The sequence below is a fragment of the Burkholderia singularis genome, assembly GCF_001718875.1.
In the GTDB taxonomy this organism is placed as follows: domain Bacteria; phylum Pseudomonadota; class Gammaproteobacteria; order Burkholderiales; family Burkholderiaceae; genus Burkholderia; species Burkholderia singularis.
Genome location: NZ_CP013448.1, coordinates 2,996,257 through 3,013,980 on the forward strand (window position 1 = coordinate 2,996,257; position 17,724 = coordinate 3,013,980).

Annotated in this window: 13 protein-coding genes; 9 read left to right on the top strand and 4 right to left on the bottom strand. The window is 68.2% G+C overall.

Features of this window, described 5'->3' with window-relative positions:
- Position 1: 1 nt before the first annotated feature.
- From AQ611_RS13265 to AQ611_RS13280, 4 genes are all read left to right on the top strand, one after another.
- Complete coding sequence (locus AQ611_RS13265) at positions 2–460, top strand: hypothetical protein (RefSeq protein ID WP_146011850.1); 459 nt, start codon at positions 2–4, stop codon at positions 458–460.
- A gap of 243 nt (positions 461–703) precedes the next feature.
- Positions 704–1,684 (top strand): photosystem reaction center subunit H, encoded by a 981-nt coding sequence (locus AQ611_RS13270; RefSeq protein WP_069235295.1) that lies wholly within the window; start codon positions 704–706, stop codon positions 1,682–1,684.
- Positions 1,681–2,949: an MFS transporter gene (locus AQ611_RS13275; protein WP_069234783.1), complete on the top strand. Its 1,269-nt coding sequence runs from the start codon at positions 1,681–1,683 to the stop codon at positions 2,947–2,949. The genes AQ611_RS13270 and AQ611_RS13275 overlap by 4 nt, the downstream gene beginning before the upstream one ends.
- Positions 2,950–2,966: 17 nt before the next feature.
- The gene (locus AQ611_RS13280; protein WP_069235296.1) at positions 2,967–3,524 is read left to right on the top strand and encodes an FUSC family protein; all 558 of its coding nucleotides are present in this window, start codon (positions 2,967–2,969) and stop codon (positions 3,522–3,524) included.
- A 92-nt stretch (positions 3,525–3,616) separates the two neighbouring features.
- Here the strand turns inward: AQ611_RS13280 and msbA are convergent, their stop codons facing one another.
- A complete protein-coding gene (gene msbA, locus AQ611_RS13285; RefSeq protein WP_059513060.1) occupies positions 3,617–5,398 on the bottom strand; it encodes a lipid A export permease/ATP-binding protein MsbA in 1,782 nt (593 codons plus the stop codon).
- Positions 5,399–5,742: 344 nt separating this feature from the next.
- On the opposite strand from msbA, the gene AQ611_RS13290 reads away from it, so the two are divergent.
- Genes AQ611_RS13290 through AQ611_RS13300 form a run of 3 tightly spaced genes read left to right on the top strand, consistent with a single transcriptional unit; the run spans position 5,743 to position 8,713 of the window.
- Entirely contained in the window at positions 5,743–6,522 is a 780-nt protein-coding gene (locus AQ611_RS13290; protein ID WP_059513058.1) for a glycosyltransferase family 2 protein, read from the top strand.
- Complete coding sequence (locus AQ611_RS13295) at positions 6,519–7,352, top strand: glycosyltransferase family 2 protein (protein WP_069234784.1); 834 nt, start codon at positions 6,519–6,521, stop codon at positions 7,350–7,352. Before AQ611_RS13290 ends, AQ611_RS13295 begins: the two co-directional genes overlap by 4 nt.
- A 59-nt stretch (positions 7,353–7,411) precedes the next feature.
- Positions 7,412–8,713 (top strand): O-antigen ligase family protein, encoded by a 1,302-nt coding sequence (locus tag AQ611_RS13300; protein WP_069234785.1) that lies wholly within the window; start codon positions 7,412–7,414, stop codon positions 8,711–8,713.
- Here the strand turns inward: AQ611_RS13300 and AQ611_RS13305 are convergent.
- Together AQ611_RS13305 and dnaE are read right to left on the bottom strand one after the other, a co-directional pair.
- Complete coding sequence (locus tag AQ611_RS13305; RefSeq protein WP_069234786.1) at positions 8,673–9,809, bottom strand: glycosyltransferase family 9 protein; 1,137 nt, start codon at positions 9,807–9,809, stop codon at positions 8,673–8,675. The two genes, AQ611_RS13300 and AQ611_RS13305, sit on opposite strands and share 41 nt — an antisense overlap.
- A gap of 109 nt (positions 9,810–9,918) precedes the next feature.
- A complete protein-coding gene (gene dnaE, locus AQ611_RS13310) occupies positions 9,919–13,455 on the bottom strand; it encodes a DNA polymerase III subunit alpha (RefSeq protein WP_069235297.1) in 3,537 nt (1,178 codons plus the stop codon).
- 432 nt (positions 13,456–13,887) lie between these two features.
- On the opposite strand from dnaE, the gene AQ611_RS13315 reads away from it, so the two are divergent.
- Together AQ611_RS13315 and gluQRS are read left to right on the top strand one after the other, a co-directional pair.
- Positions 13,888–14,769, top strand: a complete 882-nt coding sequence (locus AQ611_RS13315; RefSeq protein ID WP_069234787.1) for a sulfurtransferase — start codon at positions 13,888–13,890, stop codon at positions 14,767–14,769.
- Between the two features lie 48 nt (positions 14,770–14,817).
- Positions 14,818–15,714 carry a tRNA glutamyl-Q(34) synthetase GluQRS gene (gene gluQRS / locus AQ611_RS13320; protein WP_069234788.1) on the top strand — a complete coding sequence of 299 codons (897 nt, stop codon included), beginning with the start codon at positions 14,818–14,820 and terminating at the stop codon, positions 15,712–15,714.
- Between the two features lie 498 nt (positions 15,715–16,212).
- Here the strand turns inward: gluQRS and AQ611_RS13330 are convergent, their stop codons facing one another.
- A complete protein-coding gene (locus AQ611_RS13330; RefSeq protein WP_069234790.1) occupies positions 16,213–17,664 on the bottom strand; it encodes a DEAD/DEAH box helicase in 1,452 nt (483 codons plus the stop codon).
- Positions 17,665–17,724 lie beyond the last annotated feature (60 nt).

The window sequence follows — 17,724 nt, forward strand, 5'->3', positions numbered from 1 at the left end:
ATTGCAGCTTTCCCTCCCGACCGGCAATTGGCCGCCCGCAGCATTTTGCAGCAAATCAAGCGAATATTTTTTCGACAAAAATTCAGAGATTTCGCAGTGTATTTTTAAATCAATGCCAGCATTCGGTTCCGGCAATGAACGCCATATCGATAAAAAATACCCGGCACTTGAAAAACAAAGTTTGATTTCAAACCCACGAAAAAACCGCACGTATGCGCCGATAATTCGGCACGTCGCATATCGATGCGAATCCCGCCATGCGGTCGACACCGCCGCCCATGTCGTCGAAACCGGCGCGAGCCCGGCGCCGTTCGCGCCGGCGACACGGGATGGCCGCGCCGGCACACGCGAAGCTTCGCGCCGCGAACGGCCCAATCGGCGTGGCGCGAATGCGCCGGCGTGCGACGCGGCCGCCGGCATCCGCGGAGCCGGCCAGACAACGGCGCGCTCGCGGCCTTGAGTGCACTCACTGTCCGCCCGCGGCGGCGCCCTCGAGCGGCAGCGCCCGCCCGGTCAACGTCCTCCCTCCGCCCCTCTCCCGCAAACGCCGCAGTTCCCTCAAACGCCTCCACCCCGCCCCTGTTTTCGCGGCCCTCATTCATCACAGGTTAAACTCTGGGCTCGCGCGAGGCCGCCGGGCCCGCGTCATCACCGACAGCAGCGCCGTGCCCGGCGGCCTGCCCCAGTCATGGAGTACGATCCCATGAGCGGCGGATTCCCGCGTTCAGCCCCCCGTCTCGTCCGTTGCACCGCTACTGCGGCCCCCTTGTTCATCGCGTTGCTCGCGCTGTCCGGCTGCGCCCTGTTTCGCGCGCCGCAAACGCCCGCGCCGATCGTCGAAGCCGTCGCCACCCCCGTCGAGCCGGCGAGCGAGCCCCCGGCCACGCCGGAGCCCGCCAGCGCGCCCGAGCCCGTCGAAGCGTCCGCGCCGAAAAAGCCGCACCGCGAGCCGCCGCGCCCGCGCAAGCCCGCCCGTCCCGCCGCGCCTGCGCCTGCGCCGCCCCCCGCGCCCGCGCCGCTGATCGCGACACGCACGATCGACCGCGCCCAAGTGCGCACGCTGCTCGACAGCGAAGTGCGGCGCGACGGCAAGATCGTCGGCCGCGCGGTCGACATGACCGCCGACGCAAGCGGCGCGCCGCGCGACGTGATCGTGAATCTGCAAGGCTTCATGGGCGTCGGCGACCGCAAGGTGATCCTGCCGTGGCGGCTGTTCCATTTCACGCCGGGCGGCAAGGAAGCACCGATCGCGCTCGACATGCCGAGCGCCGCGGCTCGCCCGAAGACGCTGCCGCTCACGGGCTCCGCCGACGTGCTGGCCGAAACCGGCCGCATGCGGATCATCGACGCCGATATCGAGCGCCCCGGCGGCGCGAGGATCGGCCGCGTCGTCGACGTGCTGATCGGCCGCGGCGGCGATCCGCAGGCCATCGTGCTGGAAGTCGGCGGCCTCGTCGATCCGAACCGGCGCACGATCGCCGCGAGCTGGTCGGCGCTGCGCTTCGCGCCGAAAGACAAGCCGCCGCGCGCGTGGCTCGATATGAACGATATGCAACTGAAGGCATCGCCGCCGTATGCGGGCGACAAGCCGATCGTCGCCGTCTCGCCGCCCGTTGCTTCATCCATCGCGCCGCCTGCCGGCGCAAGCATGCCGGCCGCCGCCGCGTCGAGTGTGAAACGATGACGGTCCGGCACGTGCTCAGCGTACGAAGCCTGCGCGCCCTCGATTGGCTCAACTTCTTCGTCGCAAACGTTCAAACCGGCTTTGGCCCGTTCATCGCGTCGTATCTCGCGTCGCATAAATGGACGCAGGGCGAAATCGGCATGGCGCTGTCGATCGGCACGATCAGCGCAATGGTCAGCCAGGTGCCGGGCGGCGCGGCCGTCGACGCGCTGAAGAACAAGAAAGGCGCGGCCGCGTGGGCGATCGTCGCGATCATCCTGTCCGCGGTGCTGCTCGCCGCAAGCCCGACCGTCGTGCCGGTGATCGCCGCCGAAGTGTTCCACGGCTTCGCGAGCTGCATGCTGGTGCCGGCGATGGCCGCGATCTCGTTCGCGCTGGTCGGGCGCGAGAACCTCGGCGACCGGCTCGGCCGCAATGCGCGCTGGGCGTCGATCGGCAGCGCGATCGCGGCGGGGCTGATGGGGCTCACCGGCGAATATCTGTCCGCACGCGCGGTGTTCTGGCTGACGGCCGCGCTCGCGATGCCCGCGCTCGTCGCGCTCGCGATGATCGAATTGCCGCGTCACGCCGCGCCGCCCCGCGCGCATATGCCGCGCGCCGGCGCCGGCACGGACGCCGATGACGGCGAATCGCGCGAAACGCTGCGCGAACTGCTGCGCGACCGGCACATGCTGATTTTCGCCGCGTGCGTCGTGCTGTTCCATCTATCGAACGCGGCGATGCTCAACCTCGCCGCAGGCGAAGTGACCGCCGGCATGGGCGAAAACGTCCAGCTCGTGATCGCCGCGTGCATCATCGTGCCGCAGGCGATCGTCGCGATGCTCTCGCCGTGGGTGGGCCGTGGCGCGCAGCGCTGGGGGCGCAGGCCGCTGCTGCTGCTCGGCTTCGCCGCGCTGCCCGCGCGCGCGCTGCTGTTCGCCGGCGTGTCGAGCCCTTACCTGCTCGTGCCGGTGCAAATGCTCGACGGCCTGAGCGCGGCGGTGTTCGGCGTGATGCTGCCGCTGATCGCAGCGGACGTCGCGGGCGGCAAGGGGCGCTACAACCTGTGCATCGGGCTGTTCGGGCTCGCCGCGGGCATCGGCGCGACGCTCAGCACCGCGCTCGCCGGCTTCGCCGCCGATCGCTTCGGCAACACCGCGAGCTTCTTCGGGCTGGCGGCCGCCGGCGCGCTCGCGACGCTGCTCGTCTGGCTCGCGATGCCCGAGACGCGCGACACGGCGTCCGTCGGCGACGAGCAAGCGTCGTCCGCCGAACCGGTGCAATGACGACGGATTCGGATCAGATGGAAACGATCAAGTCCTTCAACAGCGCCCGCCAGCAGATTCAACGCTCGGCGCTCGACCTGTTCAAGGGACTGCCGCTCGGCGAGCGCCTGCTGCAAGGGCTGCTGATGGCCGTGCAGGCGGCGAGCGGCGCGTGCCTCGCATACGGAATCGGCCGCGCGCTGCACACCGAGCAGGCGGTATGGGCCGCGATCACCGCGATCGCGGTCACGCAGCATAGTTACGCGGATACGATCAGTCTGTCGCGCGACCAGTTCGTCGGCGCGATCGTCGGCGGCCTGGTGGGTTTCGCCGGCGCGGCGACAGGCATCGGGCATGTCGCCGCTTATGCGATGACGATCGTGGCCGCGATCGTCTGCTGCTGGTGCCTGAACGTCGGCAGCGCGGCACGGCTCGGCGCGATCACCGCGACGATCGTGCTGCTGTTTCCGGGCGGCGGCCCGCTGTGGGACGTGCCGCTGGTCAGGCTCGGCGAGGTGACGCTCGGCACCGCGTGCGCGACCGTGGTGAGTTGGACGATTACGCAGATCGAGCGCCGCTGGCTGGCCAAGACTTGAAGCGCTGAAAAGGGGAGGCGCGGCGCGCGCGCCGTCGTTGGCGTCGTTGGCGTCGTTGGCGGCCCGACGCGAGGCCGCCGCCGCCCGCGGTGTCAAGCCGCCTGCTGCTGGTACTGAATCCGATGCAAATGCGCGTAGAGCCCGCCGCGCTGCAGCAGTTCGCCGTGGCTGCCCGCTTCGGCAATCCGGCCGCCTTCGAGCACGAGGATGCGGTCGGCGCGCTCGATCGTGGACAGCCGGTGCGCGATCACGAGCGTCGTGCGCCCTTGCATCAGCCGCTCGAGCGCCGCCTGCACATGGCGCTCCGATTCGGAATCGAGCGCGGAGGTCGCTTCATCGAGGATCAGGATCGGCGCGTCCTTGTAGATCGCGCGCGCAATCGCAAGACGCTGGCGCTGGCCGCCCGACAGCCGCATCCCGTTGCCGCCGACGACAGTATCGATGCCGTCCGGCATCGCGGCCACCGCATCCGCCAGGTTCGCCGCCTCGAGCGCCGCCTGCACGCGCGCACGCTCGGGCGTCTGCCCATAGGCGACGTTCGCCGCGATCGTATCGTTGAACAGCACGACGTCCTGGCTCACCATCGCGATCTGGGCGCGCAGCGCGTGCACGTCGTAATCCGATGTCGGCACGCCGTCCAAATAGATCGCACCGTCCGTCGGATCAAAAAAGCGCGGCAGCAGGTTCACGAGCGTCGTCTTGCCGCTGCCGGACGGCCCGGCGAGCGCGACCATCTCGCCCGGCGCGACCTTGAACGAGACCCGGTCGAGCGTCGGCCGCTCGGTCGCGCCGTAATCGAACGACACGTCGCGGAACTCGATTTCGCCGCGCGCGCGCGCGAGCGGCCGACCGCCGCCCTTCGGCTCGAGCGGCTCGTCGATCAGCCCGAAAATCAGCTCGGCCGCGGTCATCCCCCGTTGCAGCGGCTGGTTCACGTCGATCAGATGCTTGAGCGGCGAGATCACGAGCAGCATCGACGTGACGAACGCGACGAAGCCGCCGACCGTGGTCTGATCGTTCGACGACTGCACGACCGCGATCGTGATCACGACGGCCAGCGCGATCGACGCGAGAAACTGCGTGAGCGGCTGCGCGAGGCCGCCCGACACCGCCATGCGCATCGCATAGCCGCGCAGGCGCTTGCTCATCGCGGTGAAGCGGTCGAGTTCGTAACGCTCGCCGTTATGCACCTTGACGACCTTGTAGCCGGCGACGGTCTCCTCGACCACGTATGACAGCTCGTTCGTCAGCGTCTGATGCTCGCGGTTGAGCCGCCGCAGCCGCCGGTTGATCTTGCTGACGAGCCAGCCGATGCCGGGCAGGATCACCGCGACGATCAGCGTGAGCCGCCAATTCAAGTAGAACAGATAGCCGAGCAGGAAAATCACCGTCAACGAATCGCGCACGAGGGTGATCATCACGCCCGTCAGCACGTTGAGAATCTGGTTGACCTCGAAGACGATCGCGTTGATCACGGTGCTGGCCGTCTCCCGCTGGAAAAACGACGCGCTCGTATGAATCATTCGCTCGAACATCGTCAGCCGCAATTTCAGCAGGATCCGGTTCGACACGTAGTTCAGCAGGTAATTCGACGAATACTGCGCGAGGCCGCGCACGAGCGCCAGGCCGATCACGGCGGCGGGCACGTACCATTTCGCGCGGTCGCTGCCGTGCGAGCCGAAGCCGTGATCGAGCAGCGGCTTGAGCAGCGCCGGAATCCCCGCCTCCGTCGCGGCGACGATGCCCATCGTCATGACGGCCAGCGCGATCGCGCCCAGCAGCGGCTTGATATACGGCCACAGGCGCACGAGCACCGATTTCGCGGAGGTGCCCGCCGCGCTCGTCGGCTTGCGTAGAGTGTTCTGGGTTTCCAAGGCGATCCTTCTGAGGTTGCGGCCGGTGCTTTCTCATGCCGGCGCGCGGTCGCGCCGCAGGCGGGGAGCGTTGCCGAAGCCGCCGCGCGCCGCGCCAATGCCGACGCGGGCCGGATCCCGCATACCGGTATGGGCCACGGCGGCGGCCGGCGTGCGCCGGCGCGCGCATCGAACCCAGGCCCGGCGGAAAACCCGCGACGGCCGCCGGCATGCACACGGGGCCGCACATTATAGCCGCCCCGCCGTCACGGCCGACGAAGCCGCGGCCGGCCCGGCCGCCGCACAGGTATACTCTCGCGTCCGATACTCATCGCGCAACGCGCACCCGTCCCGGCTTTCGATTCATGGCAGAACCCACCCTCGGCGTGGCCCTCATCGCCCTCAACGCATCGGCGCGGCTCGCGCAGTGCCTCGACGCGCTGTCGTTCGCCGACGACGTCGTCGTCATCGACGGCGGCAGCACCGACGGCACCGCCGCCATCGCCCGCGCGCACGGCGCACGCGTCATCGTGCAAACCGACTGGCCGGGATTCGGCCCGCAGAAAAACCGCGCGATCGCCGAGCTGTCGACCGACTGGATTCTGTCGATCGACACCGACGAAGTCGTATCGCCCGAGCTAGCCGCGTCGATCCGCGCGGCGCTCGCCGCGCCCGCCGCGTCCGTCTACGCGCTCGACCGGCTGTCGAGCTTTTGCGGCGCGTGGGTGCGCCACAGCGGCTGGTATCCGGATTGGGTGCCGCGGCTCTTTCGCCGCGGCGCGGCGCGCTTCTCCGACGATCTGGTCCACGAACGGCTGATATTCGACGGCGCTCCGGCACGGCTACCGGGTAAGCTGTTTCACTATTCATACGAGAATTTCGAGACGGTGCTGCGCAAGATCGACTCGTATTCGACTGCCGGCGCGCGCCAGCGGCACGCGGCAGGCCGGCGCGGCAGCCTCGCCCAGGCGCTCGCGCGCGGCGCCTGGGCGTTCGTGCGCACCTACGTGCTGCAACGCGGCTTTCTCGACGGGCGCACCGGCCTGATGCTTGCCGTGTCGAACGCCGAAGGAACGTATTACCGCTATTTGAAGCTGATGCTGATGCACGACGCGCCGAGCGTGCCGCGCGAGGACCGGCCATGACCCGCGATCCGCTCATTACCGTGGTGATCACCACCTACAATCGCCCCGATGCGCTCGAATTGGTGCTGAACGGCTGCGTCGCGCAAACCGACCGCCACTTCGAGATCGTGATCGCCGACGACGGCTCGGGCGCGCCGACGCGCGAGACAATCGAACGGATTGCCGCGCGCGCCCCGGTGCCGATCGCGCATGTCTGGCAGCCCGACGAAGGCTTTCGCGCGGCGGCAAGCCGCAACAAGGGCATCGCCCGCGCGCGCGGCGACTACCTGATCTTTCTCGACGGCGACTGCGTGCCGCAACGCGATTTCGTCGCGCGCCACCGCGCGCTCGCCGCGCCGCGCACCGTGGTGACGGGCAGCCGCATTCTGCTGTCGCCGCGCCTGACGCAACAGGCGCTCGCGCGGCGCCTGCCGCTCGATGCGCAACGCGCGTCGTTCTGGCTGCGCGAGCGCGCGACGGGCGGAATCAACAAAGTGCTGCCGCTCGTCGTGAAACTGCCCGATCTGCCTCAGCGGCGCGTCAAGGGCTTCGTCTGGCGCGGCATCAAGACCTGCAATCTCGCCGTCTGGCGCAGCGATGCGTTCGCCGTCAACGGTTTCGACGAAACGTTCACCGGCTGGGGCCACGAGGACGCGGACTTCGTCGCGCGGCTGCACAACGCGGGCGTCGCGCGCAAGCGCGGCTTCTGGGCGACCGAAGTGCTGCATCTTTGGCATCGCGAAGCGTCGCGCGAGCGCGAGGGACCCAATCACGCGAAGGTGCTCGCGCGGCTCGCGAACGGCAGCACCCGCGCGGAGTGCGGCCTCGACGAACTCGCGCCGGCGCCGTAACGCACGCGCGTTGACCTACTACTCTCCCCTTTTTCCGGAGCGATGAATTGCAACTCTCGATGAAGCTCGCCCCTCACGACGCGTCGCGGCGTCTGACCGCCGCGCGCGCCTGCGCGGTGGCCGCGCTTTGCAGCGTGCCGCTGTCGACGGCGCTCACCAACATCATGTCCGCGCTGTTCGTGCTCACGCTCGTCAGCTCGCCCGAATTCTGGCGCCGGCTGCCGTCGATGCCGCGCCACCGGTCCGCGCTCGCCGCGCTGCTGCTGTTCGCCGCGCTCGCCGCAAGCGTTGCCTATAGCGTCGCACCGCAGCACGAGGCGTGGTCATGGGTCGGCAAGTACGTGAAGCTGCTTGCATTGCCGCTCGCCATCATCGCGTTCAAGGATTCGGGCTGGCAGAAGATCGCCTGCTGGAGCCTGTTCGTCACGCTCATCGCGGTCACCGTGCTGTCGACGACCAATTATCTCGGACTGACCGCGATCGGCCCCGCGCATATCGCGGGCGAGCCGCTCTCGCGTGCGTGGGTGTTCAAGAATCACATCGCCGCCGGCATGCTGGGCGCGCTGCTGTTCTATCAAGCCGCCGATTTCGCGCTCGCCGCCGGCAGCCGCCGCGCACGCGCGATCTTCGCCGCGATCGCGCTGCTCACGCTCGTCAACGTGCTCGTGATGCTGCAAGGCCGCACCGGGCAAATCGTCGCGATTCTCTTCGTGTTCGCCATCGCCGCGCGCTATGCGCTGCAGCATCGCGACGCGCTGCGCCCCCGCCCGCTGCTGCTCGGCATCGGCATCGCCGCAGCAGCGGTGGCCGCCATCGTCGTCGCCTGCACGATGCCCGGCGAGCGGATGATGAAGGTCGTCAGCGAAGTGCGCGAGTATCGCGAATCGAACGCGGTCACCTCGACCGGCCTGCGCGTCGAGTGGTATCGCAAGAGCCTGGAATTGATCGAGGCGCGGCCCGTGATCGGCTACGGTGCGGGCGGCCTCGGCACGGAATTCGAGAAGCTGACGGCGGGCAAGACCGGCGCGCAAGGCGAACTCACGCACAACCCGCACAATGAATATCTGCTGATGGCGGTGCAGCTCGGCGTGATTGGCGCCGCGCTGTTCGTCTACTTGCTGGCCCGGATCGGGCGGGACGCGGCCACGCTCGAGCCGCGCTCGCGCCATCTGCTGCTCGCGTGGCTGTTCGCGTTCGCGCTCGGCTGTCTCGCGAATTCGATGCTCCTCGACTTCACCGAAGGGCATCTGCTCACGCTGCTTGCCGGCATCCTGCTTGGCTGCGGCTGGCGCGACCAGGCGGCCGGCGCCCGCGACGCGGTTACGGCAAGCACCCCAGCATCCGCGCCGCCACGCCAATGACGCGGCTCGCGGCCAGCTCCGTCAGGCACGCGCTCGGGCTGTCGAGGCGGCGCTCGCACCCTTCGAGCTTGCACGGCACGCACGCGCCCTCGCCCTGCAGCAGATAGACGTTGCCGCGCTGCGCCGAGCCGCGCAGCGGCCACGGATCGTTGCCGGGCGGCCAGCCGTTCGGCCAGGGCCCCCAGCGCACCGGGTCCGACGGGCCGAACAGCGCGATCGTCGGCACGCCCGTCGCGGCCGCGACATGCGTCGCGCCGGTATCCGGCCCGATAAAGAGCCGCGCGCGGCGATACAGCTCCGCGCTTTCGGCAAACGACAGCTTCCCGACCAGATTCAGCACCGGCTCGCCCGCCATCTCGGCGACGCGCGCCGCATAGTCGAGCTCGGCCTGCGCTGGCCCGCCCGACAGCGCAACCGCGAAGCCGCGCGCGCACAGCCAGCGGATCAGCTCGGCCCAGCCGTCGATCCGCCAGCGCTTGTATTCGAACATCGGCACCGGATGCACGACGACGAGCGCCTGCCCCGCCTGCCGCGCGGCAGGCGCGACGAGACTCGCATCGAAGCGCGCATGCCGCGCCGGATCGTCGCCGAAGCCGGGCGCGACGACCTGCGCATGCGGCTCGATGTCGAGCACGGCCGCGAGCGCCAGGCTGCTGCTGACGGTATGCACCGCCTCGTGCCGATTGAGGGCGATACGGTGGAGCATGAAGCGATTGAGCAGCGTCACGCGGTCCGGATCGACGAGGCCGACGCGCTTCTTGCCGGCGAAGAAGCTATAGAAGCGCGGCCGGTCCGAACTGAGCGCCGCGCATGCGAGGTCATAGCGGCGCCAGATCCTCATCGCATCGCGCAAGCGCTCGCCGAACTTCGCACGCTGCGCGACGACGATCACCCGCCGCACGTCCGGATTGCCTTCGAGCACGCCTTCGGTGCCGCGAAACACCAGCATGTCGATCTGCGCGCCGGGCCAACGCGCCTTCAGCGAACGCACGAGCGGCGTGGTCAGCAAGACGTCGCCGATCCGGCGCGGGCTGCAGACGAGAATGGTACGGGGCGGGCGATCGGGAGCAAACAAGGCGGCCAAGGGACGATCCATCGAGCGGGCGGTTGTGGCTGGCAATGTACCCGATTCCGCCACGCGGCGTGCGGCCGCGCGCGGAACCGGCGAATCGGATACGGCGCTTCGGACAGGCTTCGCGCGGCGCTCAGTACGCGATCTCGACCGCGCTCTCGCCGAACGCCGCGCGCAGTTCCGCGAGCAGCATGTCGCTCGGCTTCACGCGCCACGCGTCGCTCAAACGCACTTCGCCCTGCGCGCGTTGATTACGGTAGACGATCTGCACCGCGAGACCGTTCGGCAACGGCGGCTGCGCACGTCGCCCGCCGTCGCCGTTGCGTGCACCGCGCGGCGGCGCGCTCGGCGCACCCGGTTCGGCGGACGCATCGGCCGTCGCGACATGCGCCTCGAGCACGCGTTTGAGCGCGCCCGCGTCCGCATTGCCGTTCATCGTCATCCGCACCGCCTGCGCATAGCGGCTGCGCGCGCGTTCGAGATCCATCACGCTGTCGGCGGTGAAACGGATGCCGCCCGTGAATGCGTCGTTGCGTGCCTGCCCCTGCACGATCAGCAGTTCGTCTTCCTTGAAGAGCGCACGGTTCGCATCGAACTGCTCGTTGAACACCGTCACTTCGCACTGGCCGGTGCCGTCGTCGAGCAGCGCGATCACCATCTTGCCGCGCTGGGTCATTTGCGTGCGCAGCGACACGATCACGCCGGCCACGAGCTTGTCGCGCCCTTCCTTCAATTCGCCGAGCTTGTGGCGCGCGAAGCGCCGCACCTCGTCGCGGTAGGCATCGAACAAATGGCCGGACAGGTAAAAACCGAGCGCGGTCTTCTCCTCCTGCAACCGGCGCTTGTCGTCCCACGCAGGCTCGTCGACGAGCGCGTGCGCATGCGCGGGCTCGTCGCCCATGTCGAAGAGCCCGGCTTGCAACGCATTCGCTTCCGCCTGATCGGCCGCCTCCACCGCGAGCGGCACCGATGCGATCAGTTGCGCGCGGTTCGCGTGCAGCGAGTCGAACGCGCCGGCGCGGATCAGCGCTTCGATCGTGCGGCGGTTGACCACGCGCCGGTCGATCCGCGCGCAGAAATCGAACAGATCGGCAAACGGCTTTTCTTCGCGCGCGCGCAGGATCTCCTCGATCGCGTTCTGCCCGCTGCCCTTCACCGCCCCGAGGCCGTAGCGGATCGTCTTCGAGCGCTTGCCGGACGCCTCCGCGACCGGCTCGAACCGGTAGCCGGAATGGTTGATGTCGGGCGGCAGCACCGCGAGGCCGTTTGCAAGACAGTCGTCGAACAGGATCTTCACCTTGTCGGTGTCGTCCATCGCGAGCGTCATGTTGGCGGCCATGAATTCGGCCGGATGGTGCGCCTTCAGCCACGCGGTGTAGTACGCGAGCAGCGCATATGCCGCCGCATGCGACTTGTTGAAGCCGTAGCCCGCGAACTTCTCCATCAGGTCGAAGATCTCGTCGGACTTTTCGCGCGACAGGCCGTTCTTCGCGGCGCCTTCGGCGAAAATCTCGCGATGCTTGGCCATCTCCTCCGGCTTCTTCTTGCCCATCGCACGGCGCAGCAAATCCGCGCCGCCGAGCGAGTAGCCGCCGATGATCTGCGCCATCTGCATCACCTGCTCCTGATAGACCATGATCCCGTAGGTCTCTTTCAGGACGGGCTCGACGCGCGGGTCCGGATAATCGACTTTCTCGCGTCCGTGCTTGCGCGCGCAGAAGCTCGGGATCAGGTCCATCGGCCCCGGCCGGTACAACGATACGAGCGCGATGATGTCCTCGAAGCGGTCGGGCTGCGCATCCTTCAACATCCCCTGCATCCCGCGGCTTTCAAGCTGGAACACCGCGACCGTGTTCGCTTTCTTGAGGATCTGGAAAGAAGCCGGATCGTCGAGCGGCACCTGCGCGAGCGACCAGTCGGCCTTTGCCGGATCGAGCCTGCGGATGTAGCGCTCGGCCCAATCGAGGATCGTCAGCGTCGTCAGACCCAGAAAGTCGAACTTCACGAGGCCGACCGCCTCGACGTCATCCTTGTCGTACTGGCTGACGACGCCGCTGTCGTCGCCCTGCGTGTACAGCGGGCAGAAATCGGTGAGCTTGCCCGGTGCGATCAACACGCCGCCCGCATGCATCCCGACGTTGCGCGTCAAGCCCTCGACGCGCTGCGCGAGGTCGAGCAGTTGATGAACTTCGTCCTCGTTGTCGTAACGCTCCTGCAACAGCGGCTCTTCCTTCATCGCGTCGGCGATCGTCACGTGCTTGCCCGGCTTGAACGGGATCAGCTTCGCCACGCCGTCGGTGAACATATAGCCGAGATCGAGCACGCGGCCGATATCGCGCACGGCCGCCTTCGCGGCCATCGTGCCGAAGGTGGCGATCTGCGACACCGCGTCCGCGCCGTACTTCTCCTTCACGTATTGGATCACGCGGTCGCGGCCGTGCTGGCAGAAATCGATATCGAAGTCGGGCATCGACACCCGCTCCGGATTCAGGAAGCGCTCGAACAGCAGGTTGTAGCGCAGCGGATCGAGATCGGTGATACCCAGCGCATAGGCGACGAGCGAGCCCGCGCCGGAGCCGCGGCCCGGCCCGACCGGCACACCGTTGTTTTTCGCCCAGTTGATGAAGTCAGCGACGATCAGGAAGTAGCCGGGAAAGCCCATCTTCTTGATCGTTCCGCACTCGAAATCGAGACGCTCGTAATACGTGGCGCGCTGCGCATCGCGCTCGGCCGGGTCCGGATAGAGCTGCGCGAGGCGTTTCTCGAGCCCTTCCTTGGACAGCTGCACGAGATAGTCGTCGAGCGACATCCCGTCGGGCGTCGGAAAGAGCGGCAGCTTCGGCTTGCCGAGTTCGAGCGTCAGGTTGCAGCGCTTGGCGATCTCGACCGTGTTCGCGAGCGCCGACGGCAGATCCGCGAACAACGTGGCCATCTCGTCCTGCGTGCGGAAATACTGGTCGGTCGTGAAACGCTTTTGACGGCGCGGATTCGCCAGGATGTCGCCTTCCGAGATGCACACGCGCGCCTCGTGCGCGGTGAAATCGTCAGCCGTCATGAATTGCAGCGGATGCGTCGCGACGACGGGCAGCTTCAGTTCGGCCGCGAGCGTCACGGCCTGCTCGATATACGTTTCGGCGCCTGGTTGGCCATAACGCTGCAGTTCGATGTAGAAACCGCCCGGAAACAGCTTCGCCCAGCGCGCGGCGTGGCGGCGCGCGGCCGCGTCGTTACCGGCCGCGAACGCAATGCCGATGTCGCCCTGCTGCGCGCCCGACAGCGCGAGCAGCCCTTCGGCAAGGCCGTCTTCAAACCAACTCGCGTCAAGCTCCGCGCGGCCGCGGTACTGGTTCGTGAGCCACGCCTTGGAAAGCAGCTCGCAAAGATTCAGGTAGCCGCGCTTGTTCTTGACGAGCAGCAGCAGGCGCGACGGTTTGTCGCGATCGTCGTGATTGGTGATCCAGACGTCGCAGCCGGCAATCGGCTTGATGCCCGCGCCGCGGGCTTCCTTGTAAAAACGGACGAGACCGAACGCGTTGCCGAGGTCGGTCAGTGCGAGCGCGCCCTGAGCGTCGCTGGCCGCCGCCTTGACGATGTCGTCAAGGCGCACGATGCCGTCGGCGATCGAGAATTCGGAATGGACGCGAAGATGAACGAAGCGGGGATCTGACATGGGCGCTATTGTAGCCGCCCCACGGCCGGGCCATCGCGCACGCGGCGTAAAAATGCCGGCGTTGGCCGTTCGGCGGAGGGTCGAAGCCGTATCGGCCGTATCGCGCGCGGCTGCGCGGTACACCGGCACCGACGCCGGCGCGCCGACGATCCCGCCCATTCGGCGGCGACGGTACGGCGCACCGCAACACCGAGCCGCGCGGCCGCGCGGGCTGCCGCCCCCGTTCCGCGCGGCCGGCGCGATACGAAAACGAAAGCGCGTGCCGCGCTCGCGCGACCGGCCGTTCGGCCGACTGCGGAAAGCCGCGCCATTTGCGGGATAATACGGTCTTTCCGTTTTCGTCTGCTCCGGCCCCGAGCGTCCCGCCGCGCGCGCACCGCGCGGCGCGCCCGCATCGGCAAGCCGCAGCCGCTTTACCGTTTTCCGATCGACATGACCACCGTCAATCTCGCCGCCTACCGCTTCGTCTCGCTCGACTCGATCGAGCAATGGCGCCCGCTCGTGACCGCCCGCTGCAACGAACTCGGCCTGCGCGGCACGATCCTGCTCGCGCCCGAAGGCATCAACCTTTTCATCGCGGGCCCGCGCGACGCCACCGATGCATTCGTGCATTACCTGCGTCACGATCCGCTGTTCGAAGGCAAGTTCGCCGACTTACAGTTCAAGGAAAGCCTGTCCGACTCCCAACCGTTCAGGCGCATGCTGGTACGGCTCAAGCGCGAAATCATCACGATGAAAAAGCCCGCGATCAAGCCCGAGCTGGGTCGCGCGCCGTCGGTCGACGCACGCACGCTGAAGGCATGGCTCGACCAAGGCCACGACGACGCGGGCCGCCCCGTTGTGATGCTCGACACGCGCAACGCATTCGAAGTCGACGTCGGCACGTTCGACGACGCGCTCGATTACCGGATCGACAAATTCAGCCAGTTCCCCGACGTGATCGACGCGAACCGCGCGGATCTGGAAGGCAAGACCGTGGTGTCGTTCTGCACGGGGGGCATTCGCTGCGAAAAGGCGGCGATCCACATGAAGGAAATCGGCATCGATCACGTCTACCAGCTCGAAGGCGGGATTCTCAAATACTTCGAAGAAGTGGGCGGCGCGCACTATCACGGCGACTGCTTCGTGTTCGATTACCGTACCGCGCTCAACCCGAGCCTCGCGCCGACGGCCGACGTCACCTGCTTCGCGTGCCGCGCGGTGGTGACGGCCGACGCGCAACGCTCGCCGCTCTACGTGCCCGGCAAGTCGTGCCCCGCGTGCCATCCCGATCAGCCCGCGAGCCGGCACGCGCAACCGGCGCACGCCGCCTGAGGCCGCGCTGCGTCGCCTTTACCGATCACCCAGCAGGTCAGCCAGCGAATGACGAAAGCCTATCGCGGCCGCTTCGCGCCGTCGCCCACCGGGCCGTTGCACTTCGGCTCGCTCGTCGGCGCGCTCGCAAGCTGGCTCGATGCGCGTGCCTGGGGCGGCGCATGGCTCGTGCGAATCGAGGATATCGACGGGCCGCGCACCGTGCCCGGCGCGGCCGACGCGATCCTCGCCACGCTGCGGCGCTTCGGTTTCGTTGCCGACGAGCCGCCCGTTTGGCAAAGCGCGCGCATCCCGCACTACGCGGCGGCGCTCGAGCGGCTCACGGCCGCGGGATGGGTCTACCCATGCGGCTGCTCTCGCAAGGAAATCGCCGATTCGCTGCGCGCCGCTCACGAGCGGCACACGACCCTCGCGTATCCCGGCACGTGCCGCACGGGCCTGCGCGGCAAACCCGCACGCGCATGGCGGCTGCGCGTGCCTGACGGCGCGGCGGCCATCGTCACGTTCGATGACCGTTGGCAGCGCGCGCAAACCCAGAATCTCGCAACCGAAGTTGGCGACTTCGTGCTCAAGCGTGCGGACGGCCAATGGGCGTATCAGCTCGCGGTCGTCGTCGACGACGGCGATGCCGGCATCACGCACGTCGTGCGCGGCGTCGACCTGCTCGATTCGACCGCGCGTCAAATCTACCTGCAACGCTGTCTCGGGCTGCCGACACCGCACTATCTGCACGTGCCCGTCGTCGTCGATGCGAACGGCGAAAAGCTCAGCAAGCAAACCGGCGCGGCCGCGCTCGATGCCGCCGAGCCGCTGCCCGCGCTCGTCGCGGCGGCGGCGCATCTCGGGCTGGCGCTCGAACCGTCCGCGGGCAAATCGCTCGACGCGTTCCATGCCGCCGCGATCGCCGCTTGGGCAGCGCGCTTCGGCCCTCACGCGCGCGGCTGACCGCGTCCGCACGCCGGTGCTCAGCGCCGCCAAGCGGCAGCGCCGGGACGCCGTCACCCGCGCAACGCTCAGCGCCGCGATACGCGTGCGCAGCGCTCGCCGCCCCGCTTCGCCAGTGCGGCGCACGCCTTCCGCGGCCCGCGCGGCAGGCAAACCGAACTTCGTGACCAGGCAAAAGATTGAGTGATGTCGTCATGCCGGCATCCGAGCGGCAATCGATCGAATACGGATATTGACTTGATGAGCGACGACGGCCGCATGGGCCGCGCCGAGTCGTCCCCGCGCAAAGCGGTCCATTCGTGCCGATCAACGCGCCGCGCCGCCGACCGGATCGTCATGCCGGACGCGGTGCTTTCCGCGCGGAGAACCATTGGGGCTTTCGCTCTCGAACCCGCGGCGACTGCGGCGGCTACGGCGTCGCTCGACGGAAAATTTAAGCGTCTCCGCCGCCACGCCTGCACGGGGCGCCCGGCATCCGTGTCCGGCGCCCGGCTCATGTCAAGACGACGTCTTGCGCGGCATCCCGAACCCGCCGAGCAGCGCGGCGAGCCGCGGCTTCGGCGCTTTCTTCTCCGGCTGCGCGGACTTCGCCTCTTCCGGCTGGCGCACGGACGGAGACGGCTCGTATGGCTTCAGGAAGAACTCGTCGATCGGCGCTTCGCGGCGCGGATGATACGCGCGCTCGCCGCCCGCCACGCGGCGCACGCCGATCGGCCCGCCGCGACGCTCGTCGCGCTCGCGCCGACCGCCGCCGCCGCGATGCTCATCGTGACGATGGCGCGGCAAGTCGAGCGCCAGCATCTCGAGCGGCAGCGTGCGCTTGATCAGCTTCTCGATGTCGGCGAGCTGCTTGCGCTCGTTCGGGCTGCACAGCGACAGCGCGTCACCCGACGCGCCCGCGCGGCCCGTTCGGCCGATCCGGTGCACATAATCTTCCGCGTTGAACGGCAAATCGAAGTTGATCACGGCCGGCAGCTCGGCGATGTCGAGCCCGCGCGCGGCCACGTCGGTTGCGACGAGTGCCTCGATCTCGCCGCGCTTGAACGCGTCGAGTGCCTGCATCCGCTCGCTTTGCGAACGGTCGCCGTGGATCGCCGCCGCGACGATCCCGTCGCGCTCGATCTGCCGAGCGAGCCGGCTTGCGCCGAGCTTGCTGTTGCAGAACACGATCACCTGCTTCAGCCCGCGATCGCGGATCAACTTGACGACGGCCGCCTGCTTGTCGCCTTCGGCGACGTCGTAGACGATCTGCGTGACCGTCGCGGCGGTCGCGTTGCTGCGCGCGACCTCGATTGTCTGCGGGTCGCGCAGGTACGTCGCCGCGAGCTTCTTGATCTCGGGCGAGAACGTCGCCGAGAACAGCAGCGTCTGACGTGCATCGGGCAGCAGGTTCAGGATGCGCTGCAAATCGGGCAGAAAGCCCATGTCGAGCATCCGGTCGGCTTCGTCGAGCACGAGAATCTGCACCTGGCCAAGGTTCGCGGTCTTCTGCTGCACGTGATCGAGCAGCCGCCCCGGCGTCGCGATCAGGATCTCGACGCCACGGCGCAGCTCGGCCATCTGCGGGTTCATGTCGACGCCGCCGAACACGACGGCGCTGCGCAGCGGCGTGTGTTTCGCATACGCATGCACGTTCGCGGCCACCTGGTCGGCCAGCTCGCGGGTCGGCGTGAGAATCAGCGCGCGCACGGGATGGCGCGCAGGCGACGCGCTCGTGTTCGCCTGCGGCAGCAGCCGCTGAATGATCGGCAGCGAGAAGCTCGCGGTCTTGCCGGTGCCGGTCTGCGCGGCGCCCATCACGTCGCGGCCGGACAGCACGACCGGAATCGCTTTCGCCTGGATCGGCGTCGGCGTCGTATAGCCCTGCTCGGCAATCGCTCTCAGAATCTCGGCGGCAAGGCCGAATTGGTCGAACGTCGCGTCGACAGGCTTGGCAACAGAATCGGACATAGTGGCGTTTCGCTCAAAAAGCGCGGCGGGACATCCAGCGCGGCAGGCTCGCCCGCGAGA